Genomic DNA, 15864 nt, shown 5'->3' on the forward strand with positions numbered 1-15864 from the left:
CCTCCGTGTCGCTGCCTGCGGCGGTGCTGTCCTACCGAGCCCGTCTCAGTGGAACTGGCCGGGCTCGTAGGAACCGGCCGGCTGACGGGAGAGGACGTTCAGCCGGTTGACCGTGCCCATGAAGGACACCAGAAGGACGAGGGCGGCGAGCTGCTCCTGGTCGTAGTGCTCGGCCGCCTTCGCCCATACGGTGTCGGTGACCCCGGCGGCCCCGTCCGCGATGCGGGTGCCTTGTTCCGCCAGTTCGAGTGCGGCACGTTCGGCCTCGGTGAAGACGGTGGCCTCCCGCCATGCGACGACCAGGTTCAGTCGTACCGGGGTTTCTCCGGCCGCGGCGGCTTCCTTCGTGTGCATGTCGATGCAGAAGGCGCAGCCGTTGATCTGGCTCACCCGCAGCGCGACGAGTTCCTGCACCGCCGCGGGCAGCGGCGACTGCTTGAGGATCCTGCCCACCGCGGTGACGTGCTTGAGGGCCTTGCTGATGGTCGGGTCGGTGAAGTAGTCGATTCGGGCGTCCATCGTCGTGCTCCTTCGTGTGTGCTCGTCCGTGTCTTCACTCCTGTGACGAGACGGCCCGTCCTTTTGTGACGACCCTGGATGTGATCTGGGTCTCCCTGACCTGGGTGCGCCGGGCCGAAGCGGACCGGCACGTTTGCTTCCGCCCACCGCCCACCGCCCACCGCCTGCCGTCCACGTTCTGTGGTCCGTCGTATGTCGTTCGTGGTGTCCGGCACGCGGGACGAGAGTCAGTCCTTAGCATGATCGTCATGGACATCACCATCCACACGAGCGTTCTCCCGCATGACGATCCGGAGCAGTCCCTCGTCTTCTACCGCGACGTCCTCGGATTCGAGGTCCGTAACGACGTCGGCCGGGACCGGATGCGCTGGATCACGGTCGGTCCCGCCGCCCAGCCCGGCACGTCGATCCTTCTGGCCCCGCCGGCCGCCGATCCCGGCATCACCGAGGACGAACGCCGCACCATCACCGAGATGATGGCCAAGGGAACCTACGGCTGGATCCTGCTGGCCACCCACGACCTCGACACCGTCTTCGGACAGGTCGAGGCGCGCGGCGCCGAAGTCGTCCAGGAACCCACCGAACAGCCCTACGGCATGCGCGACTGCGCCTTCCGTGACCCCGCGGGCAACCTGGTCCGCATCCAGGAACTCCGCTGACTCCTCCCGGCCACACGACCGGGAACGCCTGCCCCCGCCCACTCGCACGGGGGCTCTACACGGAAGGGGACGGCGATGGACCGCATCCACGGCACGGGCGATGGATGGGTGGGCGAACGGATACGCCTGCGCGGGGTCGAGCCCGAGGACTGGGAGGGCTTCCAGGACCTGGCCCGCGACACCGACGACGCCCGCGCCGCCGGCCCCGTCGACCCCCCGCGCTCCGCCGCAGGATTCCGCGCCTGGACCACCGAACGGGCCCTGCGCCCACCGGGAGGCGACACGTTCCGCCTGGTCGTCGAGACACTCGACGACCAGGCCTTCGCCGGATCGGTGACGGTCGCCCACACCGACACCCGCGCCGGCCGGTTCATGACCGGCATCGAGATCGCCCGTGGCCACCGCCGCAAGGGCTACGCCACCGAAGCGGTACGCCTGGTCCTCACCCGCATGTTCACCGAACAGCGCTGCCACAAATGCGAGGTGGAGGTCTACGCCTTCAACGACGCCTCCCTCGCCCTGCACCGCGCACTGGGTTTCTCCGAGGAGGCACGGCTGCGCCGGCACGAGTTCATCGCGGGCGCCCACCACGACGTCGTCCTGCTCGGCATCACCGCGGCCGAGTTCCAGTCCGCCCGCCCCCGCTGACCCCCGGGGCGGAATCAGTCCAGGCAGAACTCGTTGCCCTCGGGGTCGGCCATCACGATGAACCCGGCGCTCAGCGGGGGAGCGGGTTCATCGCGGCGTACCCGGCTGGCCCCCAGGGCCACGAGCCGGGCGCACTCGGCCTCCAGCGCCGCCATCCGCTCGCTGCCGGTCAGCCCCGGCGCCGCACGGACATCGAGATGGACCCGGTTCTTGGCCTCCTTGTCCTCCGGCACCCGCTGGAAGAACACCCGGGGACCGAGCCCCCGCGGGTCCTCGATCGCCGACCGTGTGTTGCGCTGCTCCTGCGGCACCCCGATCCCGGCGAGGAAGGCGTCCCACGCCGCCAGCGGGTCACCGCCCTCGGGCACCTCCACCCCGGGCGGCCCCGGGTGGACGTAACCCAGCACGTCGCGCCAGAAACACGACAGCGCACGCGGGTCACGGGCATCGAAAGTGACCTGGATGTCACGGCTCATGCTCATCAGAGAACTCCGTTCACAGCGGACTTCGCCCGCCGGCACGGGACCGTACGGCGGGAGGACCAGGAACACCGTGACACCGAAGGAGGACAGGACCGGTCCGCTTTTCCTGGCAGAGTGACCCGAATGGACGCGACCGACAGCCCCGAGCGAGGGACGACGGAACGGGTGCTCGCCCTCCTCGGCCTGCTCCAGCAGCAGAACACCTGGACCGGCCCCGAACTGGCCGCACGGCTCAACACCACCCCGCGCACCGTGCGGCGCGACATCGGACGGCTGCGCACACTCGGCTACCCCGTGCACGCCGCCCTGGGGGTCCGGGGCGGATACAGCCTGGGCCCCGGGCAGCGGCTCCCACCTCTCCTTCTCGACGACGAGGAGGCGATCGCGACCGCCGTCTGCCTGCTTCTCGGCGCGGAGAACCCCGCCACCACGGACACCACCGGGACCGGGACCGGAGCCGGGGGAGGGGGCGGTGACGCAGCGCTGCGCGCGCTGACCAAACTCGACCAGGTCCTGCCCGTCCGACTGCGCGAGGAGGTACGGGCACTGACCGTGTCGGTGGAGTCCTTCGGCCAGGGGCGTGCCCCGGCCGATCCCGAGACGCTCATGACACTGGCCCGGGCCTGCCGTGACAGGACGGAGGCCGGTTTCGGCTATGCGTCCGGGGCCGGAGTGGCCGCGCGCCGTGTCGAGCCCTACCGCCTGGTCGCCTCCGACCGGCGCTGGTATCTGCTGGCGTGGGATCTCGACCGTGATGGCTGGCGCACCTTCCGCGTGGACCGGATGTCCGAGGTGACCGCCCGGACCTGGCGCTTCGTCCCTCGCCCTGCTCCTGACGCGGCGTCCTACGTGCAGGAGGGCGTCACGAGCCGCGTCTACCCGCACCGGGCCCGTTTCCTGGTGCACGCCCCTGCCGCGACGGTCCGTGCGCAGGTCCCGGTGTCGGCGGCCGTGGTGCACCCGCGCGGTGAGGGACGCTGCGAGGTGGTCAGCGGTGCCGCCGACCTGGACTCCGTGATCCTGCATGTCCTTCTGCTCGGACATGAGTTCCAGGTGCTCGATCCGCCGGAACTGGGCGACCGCTGCCGTGACCTGGCCCGCAGACTGCTGGCCGCCGCCAACCCTCCACCGGCGCCCTCGGGGGTGGACCACCACCGCCCCGCCCGAATGTTCCCGGGCCATGAGTAACTCGCCGTCCCCGTAACGGGGTTGTGCGGGCAGGGGGTCGCGGCCGATGGGCGGCACTCCCGCTGCGCCCGGGGCGCAGAGGCCTGGGAGCACCGGGCGCTCCCGCTTCCGCGCCCGCGTACATGGTGGCGGGGCTTCTGGTTCCGGGCGCTTCTCTATCATCCGTGTGGGTGATGACCGCGGGCTCCGCCGAACCGTACGTTGACTGTGCGTGTGTGGGGTGGCCACACACTCCGCCCCTTTTCTCCCCGTCCCGGCACCTGGCCCCGGTCGGCAAAGCGCCTGTTCCGCTCCCTCCCGGTCCTGTGCCGCCGGATCCCGACGGTGCGCGCCGTCGTCCGCGCGCCACGGAACGGGGCCACCTCGCACAGCCCTCTCTCGGGCCCGGGTCTCCCGGAACCCCCCCCGTGCACCACCCCACCTTGCGCAGAGGAGTCACCTTGGCCGAGTGCCGTGCCGTCCTGCCCCCGGGGCAGGAACCCCGCCCACCCGCCGGCCCGCCGTCCCGACGCCCCGGCGGACGCGCGTCCCACACCGCCGCCCGCACCCGGAACGACACCCCGTGACCCCGCCCGCGCACACCCTCACCGGCGCCCGCCACCGCCGGATACCCACCGCGGCGGGCCCCGTCGATCTCTGGTGGTACGTCGCCCCGCACGGCCGCCCGCTGCCCGGCCGGACCCTGCTGCGCCACGCCGTCGCCTTCCGCCAGGCCCGCCCCGTCACCTCCGTCACCGTGGTCCGCGACCCTCTCGGCCGGCCCGAACTCGCCCCGGGACAGAACCTGCTGCCGCTGCGCCTGGCCGCCGCCCACTGCGGCCCCGTGACCGTCGCCGCCCTGCTCTCGGCTCCCCGGGACACCACCCGCATCGGTATCGGCATCGAACACCTCGCTTCCATGCCCCCGCCGCACCTGCTGCGGTCCGCGCTCCGGCCCGGGGAGGACACCGCGTCCCCCGGCCGGCCCGTGGCCTTGCGCAGGGAGGAGTTCCTCACGCTGTGGACCGCCCGGCAAGCCGTCGCCAAGACCTTGGGCTGGTCCCTCCTACGGGCACTCGTCGACACCGAGATCGCGCTTCGCCCCCGCCTCTGTCTGGCCCGCCTCGGTCACGAAACGGCTCCGCGCGGCTGGCAGCTGATCCCCTTGACGCTGCCCGGAGCGCCCCACACGGTCACCCTCGCACTCCACCAGCCCCCGCCCCGCCCACGACGGGAGACCCCATGGACCTCACCGGCAGGACGGCACTGATCACCGGCGGCACCCGGGGTACCGGCCTGGCCATCGCCCACACCCTCCATGCCCACGGCGCCCGCGTCCTCATCACCGGCCGCTCCCGGGACAGCGGTCGCACGGCCCTCGCCCGCCTCGGCCCCGGCGACGGCGTCGCCCTGTGCTTGGCCGACGCCACCGACCGGGCCGACGCCGAACGCGCCGTCGACGAAACGGTCGAGCGCTACGGACACCTCGACATCGTCGTGAACAACGTCGGCGGCGCCCCCGCCCCCACCCCCGTCACCACCGACGACACCTGGCACCACACCCTCGCCCGCAACCTCGACCCCGTCCTCTGCACCACCCGTCACGCCCTGACCCACCTGATCCCGCAGCGCTTCGGCCGCGTCATCACCATCGCCTCCGTCGAGGGCCGTGACCCCGACCCCGGCCTGTGTGCCTACGCCGCCGCCCAACACGCCCTGATCGGGTTCACCCGCGTCCTCGCCAAGGAGACCGGCCCGTACGGGATCACCGCCAACTGCGTGTGCCCCGGCGCCGTGGAGACCGCCCACACTAGCCACCCCGACCGTTTCGCCCACCTCGCGGGTCCCGGCCTGGCCCGCCACTTCACCGACCGCACCGCCACCGGCCGCCTCACCCGCCCCGAGGAGGTCGCCGCCGCCGTCCTGCTCCTGGCCTCCCGCACCGGATCCGGCATCACCGGCGCCTGCATCCCCGTCGACGGCGGCACCACCTGACCGCACGCCAACCGCCCGTGCCCGGGATCAGGCCGGCTTGCGCCACACGGAGATGTGCTTCGCTGAGTCCTGGGTGAACGGCGCCCCGTCCCAGTCCGCGACACGGCGCTCCAGCTCCAACCCGGCGATCCGTGCCATCAGGTCGAGCTCGGCCGGCCAGGTGTACCGGTGACGGGAATTGTCGCGGCGGTAGCGGCCGTCGTCCTCACGGGTGAAGTGGTGCGAGACCAGAATCTGCCCGACCGGGTCGATGGTGTCGAAGCCGAGGTGGTGTTCGGTCACGTCGAACGGCACCGCGACCTGGCCCGGCGGCAGGAACCGCAGGGGAGGGACCCCCAGCTCGATGACGAACCGGCCGCCGGGCTCCAGATGGCGCGCCGCGTTGCGGAAGCACTCGACCTGCTCGTCCTGTGTGAGCAGGTTCGAGATGGTGTTGTAGACGAGATAGACCAGGGAGAACTCGCCGGGGACGACGGTGGAGGCCATGTCCCCGACCACCACCGGCAGCCGGTCCTCGCCGATCTTGCGGCGCAGTACCGCCGCCATGTGTTCGGACAGCTCGATGCCCACCACCGGCACGCCGCGCTCCCGCAGCGGGACACCCACCCGTCCGGTCCCGATGGCGAACTCCAGCGCCCGGCCGTCCCCGGCGAGATCCGTGAGGGAGTCGAGCGTCGGTTCGAGGACGGCGGCCGAGAACGCCTCGGTCTCCTCGGTGTCGTACCGGTCGGCGGTCGCGCGGGTCCACAGCTCGCTGCTCGTCATGACAGGCCACTGTGCCGGGTGCCAAAGGGCACTGTCGACCGGATTTGTCCGCCGCTGCGTCCGTGCCACCGTAGTCGGTGCACCGCCCTCACGCGCAGATGTACCGGGGCAGGTCCCGGCCGAGGTGGCGGGCCGTGAACGCACCGCACCTCGTCGCACTGGTCCGCGCCGGAGCCGGCTTCGAGCGGGGCATCCTCGTCGAGCGATCGGCGACTCGCGCGGCCTGAACACCACCGATGGCCGCCGACCGGAAAACCGGTGGCAGACCTGCCGGCCCATGGTGAAGATCGCGACATGCCCAACTTCCTGGAGACCGACCGGCTCGCCCTGCGTGCGTTCACGACTGCCGACACCGACCACCTGCTCGCCCTGGACAACGACCCCGAGGTCATGCGCTTCATCAACGGAGGCCGTCCTACCAGCCGCGGGACCATCGAGACGCGAGTCCTGCCGCGGCTCCTGCGTGACTACCCGTGCTGGGAGACCCGCGGCTACTGGGCCGCACAGGAGAAGACCACCGGAACCTTCCTGGGCTGGTTCGAGTTCCGTCCGCTGGACGAGCACAGCCCCGCCGTGGTCGAACTCGGCTACCGCTTGAACCAGGCGGCATGGGGGCACGGCTACGCCACAGAGGGCTCCCAGGCCCTGATCCACAAGGGGTTCACGGACCTGGAGGTCGAGCGGGTCACGGCGAACACGATGGCCGTCAACGCCCGTTCCCGCCGTGTCATGGAGAAGTCGGGGCTCTCCTTCGTCCGGAACTTCACCGGGGACTGGCCGGAGGCGATCGAGGGCTCCGAGCACGGTGAAGTCGAGTACGAACTCACCCGGACCGAGTGGGGACATCGGTAGACGTCGACGACCCGATCCACAACTCTTGACAATTTCTTGCCGTCCAATTCCCCCGGACAGCGTGCCAGAGAACGGACGCCTCAGACGGTGTCGAAGTGGCCGGCCTTCACTCCGGCCACGAAGGCGGCGAAGGATGTGGTCGGTACGTTCAGTTCTGTGTCGGTGGGGCGCTTGGAGTCGCGTACGGGGACGATGCCGTGCGTGGCGGTGAGGTTGGCGGTTACTTCCACGCACGCACCACCGTTCTCGCTGTACGAGGACTTGAACCAGCGGGGGGATTCGTTCGTCACGGGGTGCCCTTTCGTAGCTACTTGATCATGGCCACGGATTCCGCCTGGGAAAGTGATTCAGCCTGTAACTGATGGTAGGCGGTCAGGAGAGGTACCACGGACAGGCTTTCCCGTTCGAGCCGCCCCCGCTGCGCAGACTCTGCGTAGGAGAGGAGGGACCGATTAGGCATCGTCAGAACGTAGAGGGGCAAGCTGAGCGGTCGGCGGTCGCCTATGGCGAACGGAGCGATCTGTAGAGTGGTGTTCGGCAGCGCGGCGAATTCGATCAGCTTCGCCAGTTGAGCGTCCACGGCCGCAGGGTCCCCGACAGGCCGCCTCGGACAACTCTCGTCGAGCACCACGAAGACCAGAGGTGGGGGTGTTCGGGTCGGCGCTGCCTGACGCTCCGCCACGAGCGAGACTCGCTCTTCTGCCTGCTCGGCAGTGATCGAACCCCGCTCGAATGCGCGCCCGTTGAGTACCGACGCGTACTCGGGGTCTGGAGAACTCCCGGGATGACACCGACCTCGTAGAGCCTGATCTCGGCTGCTCTGGTCTCGTGTGTCACATACTCGGGGAACCCTTCGAGTAGCGCTGTGTACTTCAAGGCCTGGCTCTGACGTTCGAGTCTGTCGCCAGTGCCGAACACCCTGTCTGCGCTTGCTGCGAATCGGCGAGTTGGAGGTCTGCGACCGGTTTCGACCGCAGAGATGTGCGTGCCGGAGCAGCCGATGCGCTCCCCCAGCTCGTCCTGCGTCCAGCCTCGTCCGTCCCGCAGTATGCGCAAGTGCTGTCCGAAGGCCGCGGCTGGGGAATTGTCGGGGTCTAACTCTTTCCTGTTCAACGGATTTCGCCTAATGCTGCCAGTGCGACTTCGTGATCTTGCGCCTGGGTGCTGACAGAATCGTCGCCATGACGGACGACATTCGAGAGATATTCGAACGGGCTGGCTGTGAAGGCGCATTATGCGTCCAGCCGCTTGAAGGCGACGCCGAGTTCGGCCTGCGTGCTGATGAGCCCGTGGTCCCGGCCTCGGTGGTCAAGGTGCAGGTCGCTCTGGAGGTGGAGGCCTCGTTCGCCGATGGCCGGTTGGACCCGTGCGAGCGGGTGACGCTGAGTGCCGTCGGCCGGACTCCCGGCCCGGTCGGGATCTCGCTCTTCAATGACGATGCCGTGCTCTCATGGCGGGACATGGTCGTCCTGATGCTCACCATCAGCGACAACCACACGACCGACGCGCTGCTGCGGCGGGTCGGCGTTGACGCGCTCAACGCGACAGCGACGCGGCTCGGGCTGACCGGCACTGTGATCGAGTCGGACCTGCAGACCATGCTCGACTCCATCGGCCAGGACCTCGGCTGTGCCAGTTGGAAGGACGCGCTGACCTGGGCAGCCGGCGCGTCGGCAGACGAGATGGCGCAGGCCGACGAGAGGCTCCTTGCCTCCCGTGCCCTGGACCCGTCGCAGGGGACCCGAACCACCCCTCGTGACATGGTCGCGCTGCTGCGGCTGATCTGGACGGACCGGGCGGGCCCGGCCGCCGCGTGCGAACGTGTGCGCGCCGTAATGGCGAGGCAGTTGACCCGGCACCGGATCGCGAGCGGGTTCCGGCTGCCAGTTCGGGTCGCCGCCAAGAGCGGCAGCCTGGTCGGTGTGATCCGCAACGAGATCGGCGTGATCTCCTATCCCGACGGCCGCCGATATGCTGCCGCTGTGTTCACTCGATCCCGGCCTGGCTCGGACGACGCCGCGATCAGCCGCGCCATCGGCGCCGTTACCGCGCAGGCCATCACCGCGCTACAGGACACGGGTGCCTGAAGTCCCTCTGGCACCAGCTACAGGTACCTGGGCTCCAACCAGCAAGCGGGTGCACGGCATGGGGCTGAGCGCATTCACCCGTGCGCGACAGCGCTGGAGCCGGGTGACAGCGGCAACGGCCACCGCGTGATCACCAAGGGTTGTGTGGACTCCTGAAGATCGTGCGGTCGCCGCGGGCCACAGCATGGACGCGGCCCGCTGGCGGGCGATGTTCGACCGGGCCATGGCCCGGATCGCGGGCCGGTTCAAGCGGGTGGAGCCCCGTGCCACAGCCCGCGCCTTTGTACTCGCCCTGCTGTCCGGCGCCGAGCGGAAGAACTGCTGGCGGCTGGCCGAACAGGCCGGCCACGCCCGCCCCGGACCGATGCAGCGACTCCTGCGAACCGCCAGCTGGGACGCAGACGCAGTCCGCGACGACATCCGCGCTTACGTCCTCGAACACCTCGGCGCCGACGACGGCGTCCTGATCGTGGACGATACCGGCTTCCTGAAGAAGGGCATCACGTCGGCCGGCGTCCAACGGCAGTACACCGGCACCGCGGGCAGGATCGAGAACACGCAGGTCGGTGTCTTCCTCGCCTACGCCTCCCGCAGAGGACGGGCGTTGATCGACGTCGGCTCTACCTGCCCGACGCCTCGTGGTGCCAGGACGCCGAGCGCCGCACCCGCGCTGGGGTGCCCGACCAGGCGCAGTTCGCGACCAAGCCCACACTGGCCGGGCAGATGATCGCCGCAGCACTGGATGCCGGGATCAGCGCCTCCTGGGTGACCGGCGACGAGGCCTACGGCCAAGATCCCCACCTGCGCGCCCTGTTGGAGTCCCGTGGCATCGGCTACGTCCTGGCCGTCGCGTGCAGCGCGCGGGTGCGGATCAACCAGGGGCGGACCGCTGCCCGCGCGGATGCCGTCGCCGACCGCTTGCCCGCCTCGACCTGGCACCGACAGAGCGCCGGAGCGAAGGGGCCGCGCTACTACGACTGGGCCTGGATCGAGATCGGCACCGGCGGACATCGGCACCTGCTGATCCGCCGCAACCCGAGCAGCGGCGAGCCCGCCTTCCATGTGTGCTGGTCCCCCACACAAGTGCCGCTGTCCGAACCGGTCCGGGTCGCCGGGACCAGATGGTGCATCGAGGAGTGCTTCCAGGCCGCGAAAGGCCAGGGCGGACTGGACCACTACCAGGTCCGCCACTGGACCACCTGGCATCGCCACATCACCCTGGCCATGCTCGCGCTGGCCTTCCTGGCCGCCCTCGCCGCCGACGCGACGCCGGCCAGGACCGCCGATCCGAACCGGCCTGCCCGCAGCACCGACCCGATCGACCTGACCGTCCCGGAGATTCGCCACCTATTCGGCGCCCTACTGATCCCGGCCAACGCACCCCCGCGCAGACTGCTGCACTGGTCAAACTGGCGCAGACGCCACCAGGCCGGTGCCCGCCGCAGCCACTACCAGCAACGGCTCGCCAGCTCCTCAACCGGATAGATCACGAAGTCGCACTGGAGTACTAACTCCACATTCATTTTCAGCAAGTTGAAGCGCTCCTGACTGCAAGTCATTCTGAGCCCGCTCAGTGACGAAGTAACTACAGAGGGGAGCGGGTTGTGTTCGCATGTACGGAACCTCAGGGCAGGCACGAACTGCCGCAGAGATCAACGGAATCACCGGTGAAGCCGGACGGACCCGGTGTCTGTCCCGGGTGCCGGGAGCTGAGCCGTGCCGATGCCTTCGCCGACGAACGGCGCGACTACAGCACGGCCACCGATTGCCGGCTGCTGCTGCGGCGCCACCGGGGCACGGCGGAGTGCGCGGAGCGGCGAGGGGCGGAGTGAAGGACCGGAGCCGGGGCCGGGGGAGGAGGGAGCCGAGTTCAACCCGCCGCGCTGGCCGCCGTGCAGGTGTGAGCGGTGCCGGCCCCGCAGTGGGGGCGGTGGGAACAGCGGCGATGCGGGGATTGCGGACTCCCCGGCGCCACCGCAACCGCGGGCCCGGGCCGCGGAGGGGAACGGGGTGCGGGACTCCCCGCGCCGCACGAGGTGAGACGGGGCCGGGGCGGGCCCGCAGGAAGGCCAGGAGGCCACGGCCACAACACCGGCCCCGTGAGCAGTGGTGCCAGTCCGCCGACGGCCGGACCCCGACGCCGCTTTCGGCGGGTTGCCGGTCGGCTGTCGGGGCTGTCGGGCCGAGGTCGGCGGTCCGTCGGCGGGGCCCGGCATCTTTGGAGACGGCCGCCCCTCCACCGGCGGTCCGATCCCGAAGGAGCCACCATGCACACACCCGTCACGATCATCGGCGCGGGACTCGGCGGACTCGTCCTGGCCCGCGTCCTGCACCTCCACGGCATCCCCGTCACGGTCCACGAGGCCGAATCCTCCCCGTCGGCGCGCGCCCAGGGCGGAATGCTCGACATCCACGAACACGACGGGCAGCTCGCCCTCGAAGCTGCAGGGCTGACGGCCGAGTTCCACGGCGCCGTCGTCGAGGGGCGCCAGGCGATGCGGATCCTTTCCCCGGACGGAACCGTCCTGCTCGACAAGGCCGACGACGGCACCGGCACACGCCCCGAGGTGCACCGCGCCGACCTGCGGCGGATCCTGCTCGACTCGCTCCCGGACGGCACCGTCCGCTGGGGACGGAGGGCCCGGACCGCCCGCACCCTCGGCGAGGGCCGCCACGAGGTGACGTTCTCCGACGGCCGCACCCTCACCACCGGCCTGCTGGTCGGCGCGGACGGAGCGTGGTCACGCGTGCGGCCGCTGCTCACCCCCGCCACCCCCGAGTACGCGGGCACGTCCTTCATCGAGACATACCTGTACGACGCCGACACCCGGCACCCCGCCGCCGCGAAGGCGGTCGGCGGCGGAATGCTGATCGCCCCCTCACCGGGCAAGGAGATCTTCGCCCACCGGGAGAGCGGCGACACCCTCCACACCTATGTGGCACTGGCCAGGCCGCAGCACTGGTTCGACGCCGTCGACTTCACCGACCCCGCCGCGGCCACCGCCCGCATCGCGGAGGAGTTCGACGGCTGGGCGCCGGAACTCACCGCGCTCATCACCGACGGCGACACCGCACCGCTCCTGCGCCCCCACCACACCCTGCCGCCGGGCACCCGGTGGGACCGTGTGCCCGGGGTGACCCTGCTCGGCGACGCCGCCCACCTCGCGGCCCCCAACGGCGAAGGGGCCAACCTCGCCCTGCTCGACGGCGCCGAACTCGGCCGGGCCCTCGCCGCCCACCCCGGCGACACCGAGGCCGCGCTCACCGCGTACGAGCAGGACATGTTCCACCGCAGCAGCCAGGCACCCGCCTTCGACGGCGCCGAGATCCAGGAGATCGCCCACGACGACAACGTCCACGCCCTGATCAGCAGGATGACCGGGAAGGACCACTGAGCCGAAGCCCCCGGGAGACGGCCGTGACCGTCGCTTCCCGCGCGGGCCTCCCGGCCACCGCGTGAACCCGGCCGGTGGAACGGCCACCCCGGCCGCTCCACCGGGAACTCCCGTCCTCTGCCCGCGCAGGTCTTCGCCCCGCGGGGGAGGGGCGGCGATACTGGCCCGATGGGATTCCTCGTCTTCATGACACTGCCGGGGCTGGTCCTGCTGCTCACCGCGCTCGCCCTGGTGGACCAGGTGCTCCTGCGGGCGGGCCGGGCCGGGCTGTTGCCCTGGCGCAACGGCGCCCGCCAGGGGCAGGTCTCCGCGACCGGCTTCGAGCAACTGCACGCCACCTTCTCGGCGGGCAAGCAGAACGAACTCAAGGAACGGCAGACGGCCCTGGTCCTGCGGGACGACGAGGAAGACGGCGCCCCGCCCCACCGCACCGAGGTGGACCTGGTACGCGGCTCGGCGGTGATCCGTCTGCCCCAGAACCCCTGACCGGCCCCGAGCACCCCGCCCCGCGCATAGGCTCCCGGCATGACGAACGTGCTGATCTCCGTCGACATGGAGGGCGTCTCGGGCGTCGTGCACCCCACCGAGACCAACCCGGACGCCTACGACTACGAACGCGGCCGCGCACTGATGACGGCCGACGCGAACAGTGTGATCGCCGGTGTCCTGGACGCCGAACCCACCGCCACGGTGCGGGTCGCCGACGCACACGGCCCGTTCCGCAACCTGCTGCCCGAACAACTCGACCGGCGCGCCCGGCTCGTACGGGGCAAACCGCGCCCGCTGGGCATGCTCGGCGGCCTCGACGAGCACACCGACGCGGTCCTCCTCATCGGCTACCACGCCCGCTCCGGCGGCGGCCCGGCCGTCCTCGCCCACACCATGAACGACGGCATCCTCGACGTACGAGTGGCCGGGTGTTCCATGGGCGAGATCGGCCTCAACACCGCCATGGCCGGCCACCTCGGCGCCCCGGTCGTCCTGCTCAGCGGCGACGACCGCGCCTGTGCCGAACTGCGCGACCTGGTCCCCGCCGCGGCCACCGTCGCGGTCAAGGAAGCCCTCGGCCAGGCCGCCGCCGTCACCCTCCATCCCGAGGAGGCCCGGGAACTCCTGCGCCGGTCGGCCGCCGAAGCCGTCGCGCGCCGCGCCCAGGTCGTTCCGCTCGCCCTCACCGGCCCGCTGGACGTCGAGGTAGACCTCTATTCACCGGTCACCGTCGACCTCGCCGTCCTCGTGCCGGGTGTCTCGCGTACCGGGGACGGCCGCACCGTCGCCTTCACCGCGACCGACTTCGCCGAGGCCTACCGCCTGGTCCTGCTGCTCGCCCAGCTCGCCACCATCAAGACCCGCTAGCGCTCATGCCGTTCGGGCGGGCCGGGAGGTGGCGCCGCACCTTGCCGCCGGGGTCGCCGGTCAGCAGGGCGGCCCTGCGCTCCAGTTCCCGTGGGTCCAGGATGCCCAGGGTGCGCCACGCCTCCGCGCGTACGCGCACCCTGGGGTGGGCGAGGAGGTCCAGGACCCGGGGAACGTCGGCGGCCGCCCCGAGGTCGGCCAACCCGCCCAGCGCGCCGATGAGGACCGCGTCGGGCGGCGAGGCGGCCTTCAGCGCGTCGCGGTAGACCTGCGGTGCCAGGTCCGTCTGCCCGCGGGCGTACAGGGCGGCGCGGGCGTGGTAGCGGACCAGGGCGTCCTTGTCGAGCATGGCCCGGCGCAGATGCGGTTCCCCGTCCGCCCGGCGGGCCCGGGCCCGCAGCCCCCGCAGACGGATGCGGGGGCTGCTGCTGCGCTCCAGACAGGGCAGGACCGCGTCCTGTTCGGCCGGTGTGAGACGGGTGGACGTGGCCGTACGGGCGGCCCACTGCCAGAGGGCCGGGTCCCGGGTCGCGAAGGCGGCGGTGACGGCCGGGACCGGATCGGTGCGGGCCAGCCAGCGCAGACATGACGCCCTGAGCGGGGCGTCACCGGACCGTACGCCCTCCCACATCGCCGGTGTCCCGGACCCCAGCAGCAGATCCTCCACCACGGTCAGCAGGCGGCCGGCCCTGCGGCGCCCGCGCAGCTTGTCCAGGAACGGCAGCAGCTCGACGAGGAGATCCGCGTGCCCGGGGCCCAGCCGGGCGGTCACCGCGTCCCGCGCGAGGTCCCGCACATGTCCGACCGGGTCGTTGAGCCGCAGCAGGAGGAACGGGACGGGGAAGGAATCCTGTTCGGGTGCCTGCGCGAGCCGGGCGACACCGGTCTCGCGCAGATATCCGGAACGGTCGAACGACATCAGGGCCGCCACCGCCAGGACATGGTTCCCGGGAACGGCGTCGTCCCCTGTCAGGTCTTCGGGCGAGGAGATGGCCCCGAGGAAGCCGAGACTGTAATGCCGGGCGCGGTAGCCCGATTCGAGGCGCATCAGCTCGGCCGGTGCCGCCGCCCGCAGCAGAACGTCGAGACGGCGCGCCGCCAGGGCCGGCTCGTCGGCCCAGGTGTGCGTCACCCGGACGACGGAGTCCAGCAGCGGCGACGGGGAGAACCCGTCCGCGTCCCTCGTCATCCCCGCCCACCTCTTCCCGGCCCGGTGGCCGTTCCTTGCCCTGCGACCATTCCCGGGCCGCCCCTCATTGTCGGTGTCCCCCGTGGCCGGGCGGGGGCCGGGTCACGTGCCCAGCAGGTAGCCCAGTGGTCCGTGCAGGTCGGCGGGTTCGCGGTAGTGGAGGCCGGTCATCCCCAGCGCCGCCGCGGCCTGGACGTTCTCCGACCGGTCGTCCACGAACAGGCACCGGTCCGGGCGGGCCCCCGCCCGCAGGGCCGCGATCTCGTAGATCCGCCGGTCCGGCTTGGCCACCCCCACCCGGGCGCTGCTGACGATGTGGTGTGCGAACCCTGACAGGCCCATGGCCTCCAGGTCGTCCTCCAGCCGCACGGTCGCGTTGGTCACCAGCACCAGGGGAAGGTGCTCCCGTACGCGGCGCAGCAAACCCACCATGACACCGTCGGCCCGGAACGGGGCCCCGGCCAGCGCCATGGCCAGCCCGCGTGCCCGGCCCTCCGGAATCCGTTGCGCGAGACGGGCCGCGACGGAATCCACCCACTGCTCCTCGGTGATCGCGCCGAGGAGCAGTGGCAGGTCGAGCTCCGGAGCGTACGCCACCTGCTCGGTCGTGCCCTGTGGGATCCCTGCCTCGCGTTCCAGGCGGGTCAGCGCCGTCGTGTCGTAGAAGCGGATCACGTTGTCGAGGTCGCACAGCACCGCGTCGAAGGGCCCGGCGGCGGTCGTGGAAGAGGTCATCGCCCTTGCATAGCA

At 71.2% G+C, this 15864-nt stretch carries 17 protein-coding genes and 2 pseudogenes; 12 read left to right on the forward strand and 7 right to left on the reverse strand.

Annotated features, from left to right (window positions below):
- Positions 1-45: 45 nt before the first annotated feature.
- Complete coding sequence (locus ACIQGQ_RS30110; RefSeq protein ID WP_402401543.1) at positions 46-519, reverse strand: carboxymuconolactone decarboxylase family protein; 474 nt, start codon at positions 517-519, stop codon at positions 46-48.
- A gap of 248 nt (positions 520-767) precedes the next feature.
- Here ACIQGQ_RS30110 and ACIQGQ_RS30115 point away from each other — a divergent pair, with 248 nt between their 5' ends.
- Positions 768-1178: a VOC family protein gene (locus ACIQGQ_RS30115; RefSeq protein ID WP_402401546.1), complete on the forward strand. Its 411-nt coding sequence runs from the start codon at positions 768-770 to the stop codon at positions 1176-1178.
- Between the two features lie 75 nt (positions 1179-1253).
- Positions 1254-1826, forward strand: a complete 573-nt coding sequence (locus ACIQGQ_RS30120) for a GNAT family N-acetyltransferase (RefSeq protein WP_402401549.1) — start codon at positions 1254-1256, stop codon at positions 1824-1826.
- Positions 1827-1840: 14 nt separating this feature from the next.
- Here the strand turns inward: ACIQGQ_RS30120 and ACIQGQ_RS30125 are convergent, their stop codons facing one another.
- On the reverse strand, positions 1841-2302 hold the full coding sequence (locus tag ACIQGQ_RS30125) for a VOC family protein (RefSeq protein WP_402401631.1): 462 nt from the start codon (positions 2300-2302) through the stop codon (positions 1841-1843).
- Positions 2303-2431: 129 nt separating this feature from the next.
- Between ACIQGQ_RS30125 and ACIQGQ_RS30130 the strand changes: the two genes are divergently transcribed.
- The 3 genes from ACIQGQ_RS30130 (at position 2432) to ACIQGQ_RS30140 (ending at position 5470) form a co-directional block, all read left to right on the forward strand.
- Complete coding sequence (locus tag ACIQGQ_RS30130; RefSeq protein WP_402401551.1) at positions 2432-3496, forward strand: helix-turn-helix transcriptional regulator; 1065 nt, start codon at positions 2432-2434, stop codon at positions 3494-3496.
- Between the two features lie 562 nt (positions 3497-4058).
- Positions 4059-4745, forward strand: coding sequence for a 4'-phosphopantetheinyl transferase family protein (locus ACIQGQ_RS30135; RefSeq protein ID WP_402401554.1), 687 nt, complete (start codon positions 4059-4061; stop codon positions 4743-4745).
- On the forward strand, positions 4718-5470 hold the full coding sequence (locus tag ACIQGQ_RS30140) for an SDR family NAD(P)-dependent oxidoreductase (RefSeq protein WP_402401556.1): 753 nt from the start codon (positions 4718-4720) through the stop codon (positions 5468-5470). Before ACIQGQ_RS30135 ends, ACIQGQ_RS30140 begins: the two co-directional genes overlap by 28 nt.
- A 27-nt stretch (positions 5471-5497) precedes the next feature.
- Here ACIQGQ_RS30140 and ACIQGQ_RS30145 read toward each other — a convergent pair whose 3' ends face one another.
- The gene (locus ACIQGQ_RS30145; RefSeq protein ID WP_402401559.1) at positions 5498-6235 is read right to left on the reverse strand and encodes a class I SAM-dependent DNA methyltransferase; all 738 of its coding nucleotides are present in this window, start codon (positions 6233-6235) and stop codon (positions 5498-5500) included.
- A 294-nt stretch (positions 6236-6529) separates the two neighbouring features.
- Here ACIQGQ_RS30145 and ACIQGQ_RS30150 point away from each other — a divergent pair, with 294 nt between their 5' ends.
- The gene (locus ACIQGQ_RS30150) at positions 6530-7087 is read left to right on the forward strand and encodes a GNAT family N-acetyltransferase (protein WP_402401562.1); all 558 of its coding nucleotides are present in this window, start codon (positions 6530-6532) and stop codon (positions 7085-7087) included.
- 80 nt (positions 7088-7167) lie between these two features.
- Here ACIQGQ_RS30150 and ACIQGQ_RS30155 read toward each other — a convergent pair whose 3' ends face one another.
- Complete coding sequence (locus tag ACIQGQ_RS30155) at positions 7168-7377, reverse strand: DUF397 domain-containing protein (protein ID WP_402401565.1); 210 nt, start codon at positions 7375-7377, stop codon at positions 7168-7170.
- Positions 7378-7394: 17 nt separating this feature from the next.
- A pseudogene (locus ACIQGQ_RS30160) lies at positions 7395-8320 on the reverse strand (Scr1 family TA system antitoxin-like transcriptional regulator).
- Here ACIQGQ_RS30160 and ACIQGQ_RS30165 point away from each other — a divergent pair.
- From ACIQGQ_RS30165 to ACIQGQ_RS30190, 6 genes and pseudogenes are all read left to right on the forward strand, one after another.
- Entirely contained in the window at positions 8269-9174 is a 906-nt protein-coding gene (locus tag ACIQGQ_RS30165) for a serine hydrolase (protein ID WP_402401567.1), read from the forward strand. The pseudogene ACIQGQ_RS30160 and the gene ACIQGQ_RS30165 sit on opposite strands and share 52 nt — an antisense overlap.
- Before the next feature lie 184 nt (positions 9175-9358).
- Positions 9359-10659: pseudogene (locus ACIQGQ_RS30170) on the forward strand (IS701 family transposase).
- A gap of 182 nt (positions 10660-10841) precedes the next feature.
- Positions 10842-11006 (forward strand): hypothetical protein, encoded by a 165-nt coding sequence (locus ACIQGQ_RS30175; protein WP_402401570.1) that lies wholly within the window; start codon positions 10842-10844, stop codon positions 11004-11006.
- 435 nt (positions 11007-11441) lie between these two features.
- The gene (locus tag ACIQGQ_RS30180) at positions 11442-12569 is read left to right on the forward strand and encodes an FAD-dependent oxidoreductase (RefSeq protein WP_402401573.1); all 1128 of its coding nucleotides are present in this window, start codon (positions 11442-11444) and stop codon (positions 12567-12569) included.
- Between the two features lie 168 nt (positions 12570-12737).
- Positions 12738-13055 (forward strand): DUF6191 domain-containing protein, encoded by a 318-nt coding sequence (locus ACIQGQ_RS30185; protein ID WP_402401576.1) that lies wholly within the window; start codon positions 12738-12740, stop codon positions 13053-13055.
- A gap of 39 nt (positions 13056-13094) precedes the next feature.
- Positions 13095-13925 carry a M55 family metallopeptidase gene (locus ACIQGQ_RS30190; protein ID WP_402401578.1) on the forward strand — a complete coding sequence of 277 codons (831 nt, stop codon included), beginning with the start codon at positions 13095-13097 and terminating at the stop codon, positions 13923-13925.
- On the opposite strand, the gene ACIQGQ_RS30195 is transcribed toward ACIQGQ_RS30190, so the two are convergent.
- Together ACIQGQ_RS30195 and ACIQGQ_RS30200 are read right to left on the reverse strand one after the other, a co-directional pair.
- Positions 13912-15114, reverse strand: a complete 1203-nt coding sequence (locus ACIQGQ_RS30195; protein WP_402401581.1) for a hypothetical protein — start codon at positions 15112-15114, stop codon at positions 13912-13914. The genes ACIQGQ_RS30190 and ACIQGQ_RS30195 overlap by 14 nt on opposite strands.
- A gap of 102 nt (positions 15115-15216) precedes the next feature.
- Complete coding sequence (locus tag ACIQGQ_RS30200; protein WP_402401584.1) at positions 15217-15849, reverse strand: HAD-IA family hydrolase; 633 nt, start codon at positions 15847-15849, stop codon at positions 15217-15219.
- Positions 15850-15864: the final 15 nt, after the last annotated feature.

The organism is Streptomyces sp. NPDC092952 (genome assembly GCF_044754785.1).
Classification (GTDB): domain Bacteria; phylum Actinomycetota; class Actinomycetes; order Streptomycetales; family Streptomycetaceae; genus Streptomyces.

Bases quoted from the DNA above. Each gene is read 5' to 3' on its own strand.
- ACIQGQ_RS30110 (WP_402401543.1), bottom strand. From the start codon at position 519: ATGGACGCCCGAATCGACTACTTCACCGACCCGACCATCAGCAAGGCC.
- ACIQGQ_RS30115 (WP_402401546.1), top strand. From the start codon at position 768: ATGGACATCACCATCCACACGAGCGTTCTCCCGCATGACGATCCGGAG.
- ACIQGQ_RS30120 (WP_402401549.1), top strand. From the start codon at position 1,254: ATGGACCGCATCCACGGCACGGGCGATGGATGGGTGGGCGAACGGATA.
- ACIQGQ_RS30125 (WP_402401631.1), bottom strand. From the start codon at position 2,302: ATGAGCCGTGACATCCAGGTCACTTTCGATGCCCGTGACCCGCGTGCG.
- ACIQGQ_RS30130 (WP_402401551.1), top strand. From the start codon at position 2,432: ATGGACGCGACCGACAGCCCCGAGCGAGGGACGACGGAACGGGTGCTC.
- ACIQGQ_RS30140 (WP_402401556.1), top strand. From the start codon at position 4,718: ATGGACCTCACCGGCAGGACGGCACTGATCACCGGCGGCACCCGGGGT.
- ACIQGQ_RS30145 (WP_402401559.1), bottom strand. From the start codon at position 6,235: ATGACGAGCAGCGAGCTGTGGACCCGCGCGACCGCCGACCGGTACGAC.
- ACIQGQ_RS30150 (WP_402401562.1), top strand. From the start codon at position 6,530: ATGCCCAACTTCCTGGAGACCGACCGGCTCGCCCTGCGTGCGTTCACG.
- ACIQGQ_RS30165 (WP_402401567.1), top strand. From the start codon at position 8,269: ATGACGGACGACATTCGAGAGATATTCGAACGGGCTGGCTGTGAAGGC.
- ACIQGQ_RS30180 (WP_402401573.1), top strand. From the start codon at position 11,442: ATGCACACACCCGTCACGATCATCGGCGCGGGACTCGGCGGACTCGTC.
- ACIQGQ_RS30185 (WP_402401576.1), top strand. From the start codon at position 12,738: ATGGGATTCCTCGTCTTCATGACACTGCCGGGGCTGGTCCTGCTGCTC.
- ACIQGQ_RS30190 (WP_402401578.1), top strand. From the start codon at position 13,095: ATGACGAACGTGCTGATCTCCGTCGACATGGAGGGCGTCTCGGGCGTC.
- ACIQGQ_RS30195 (WP_402401581.1), bottom strand. From the start codon at position 15,114: ATGACGAGGGACGCGGACGGGTTCTCCCCGTCGCCGCTGCTGGACTCC.
- ACIQGQ_RS30200 (WP_402401584.1), bottom strand. From the start codon at position 15,849: ATGACCTCTTCCACGACCGCCGCCGGGCCCTTCGACGCGGTGCTGTGC.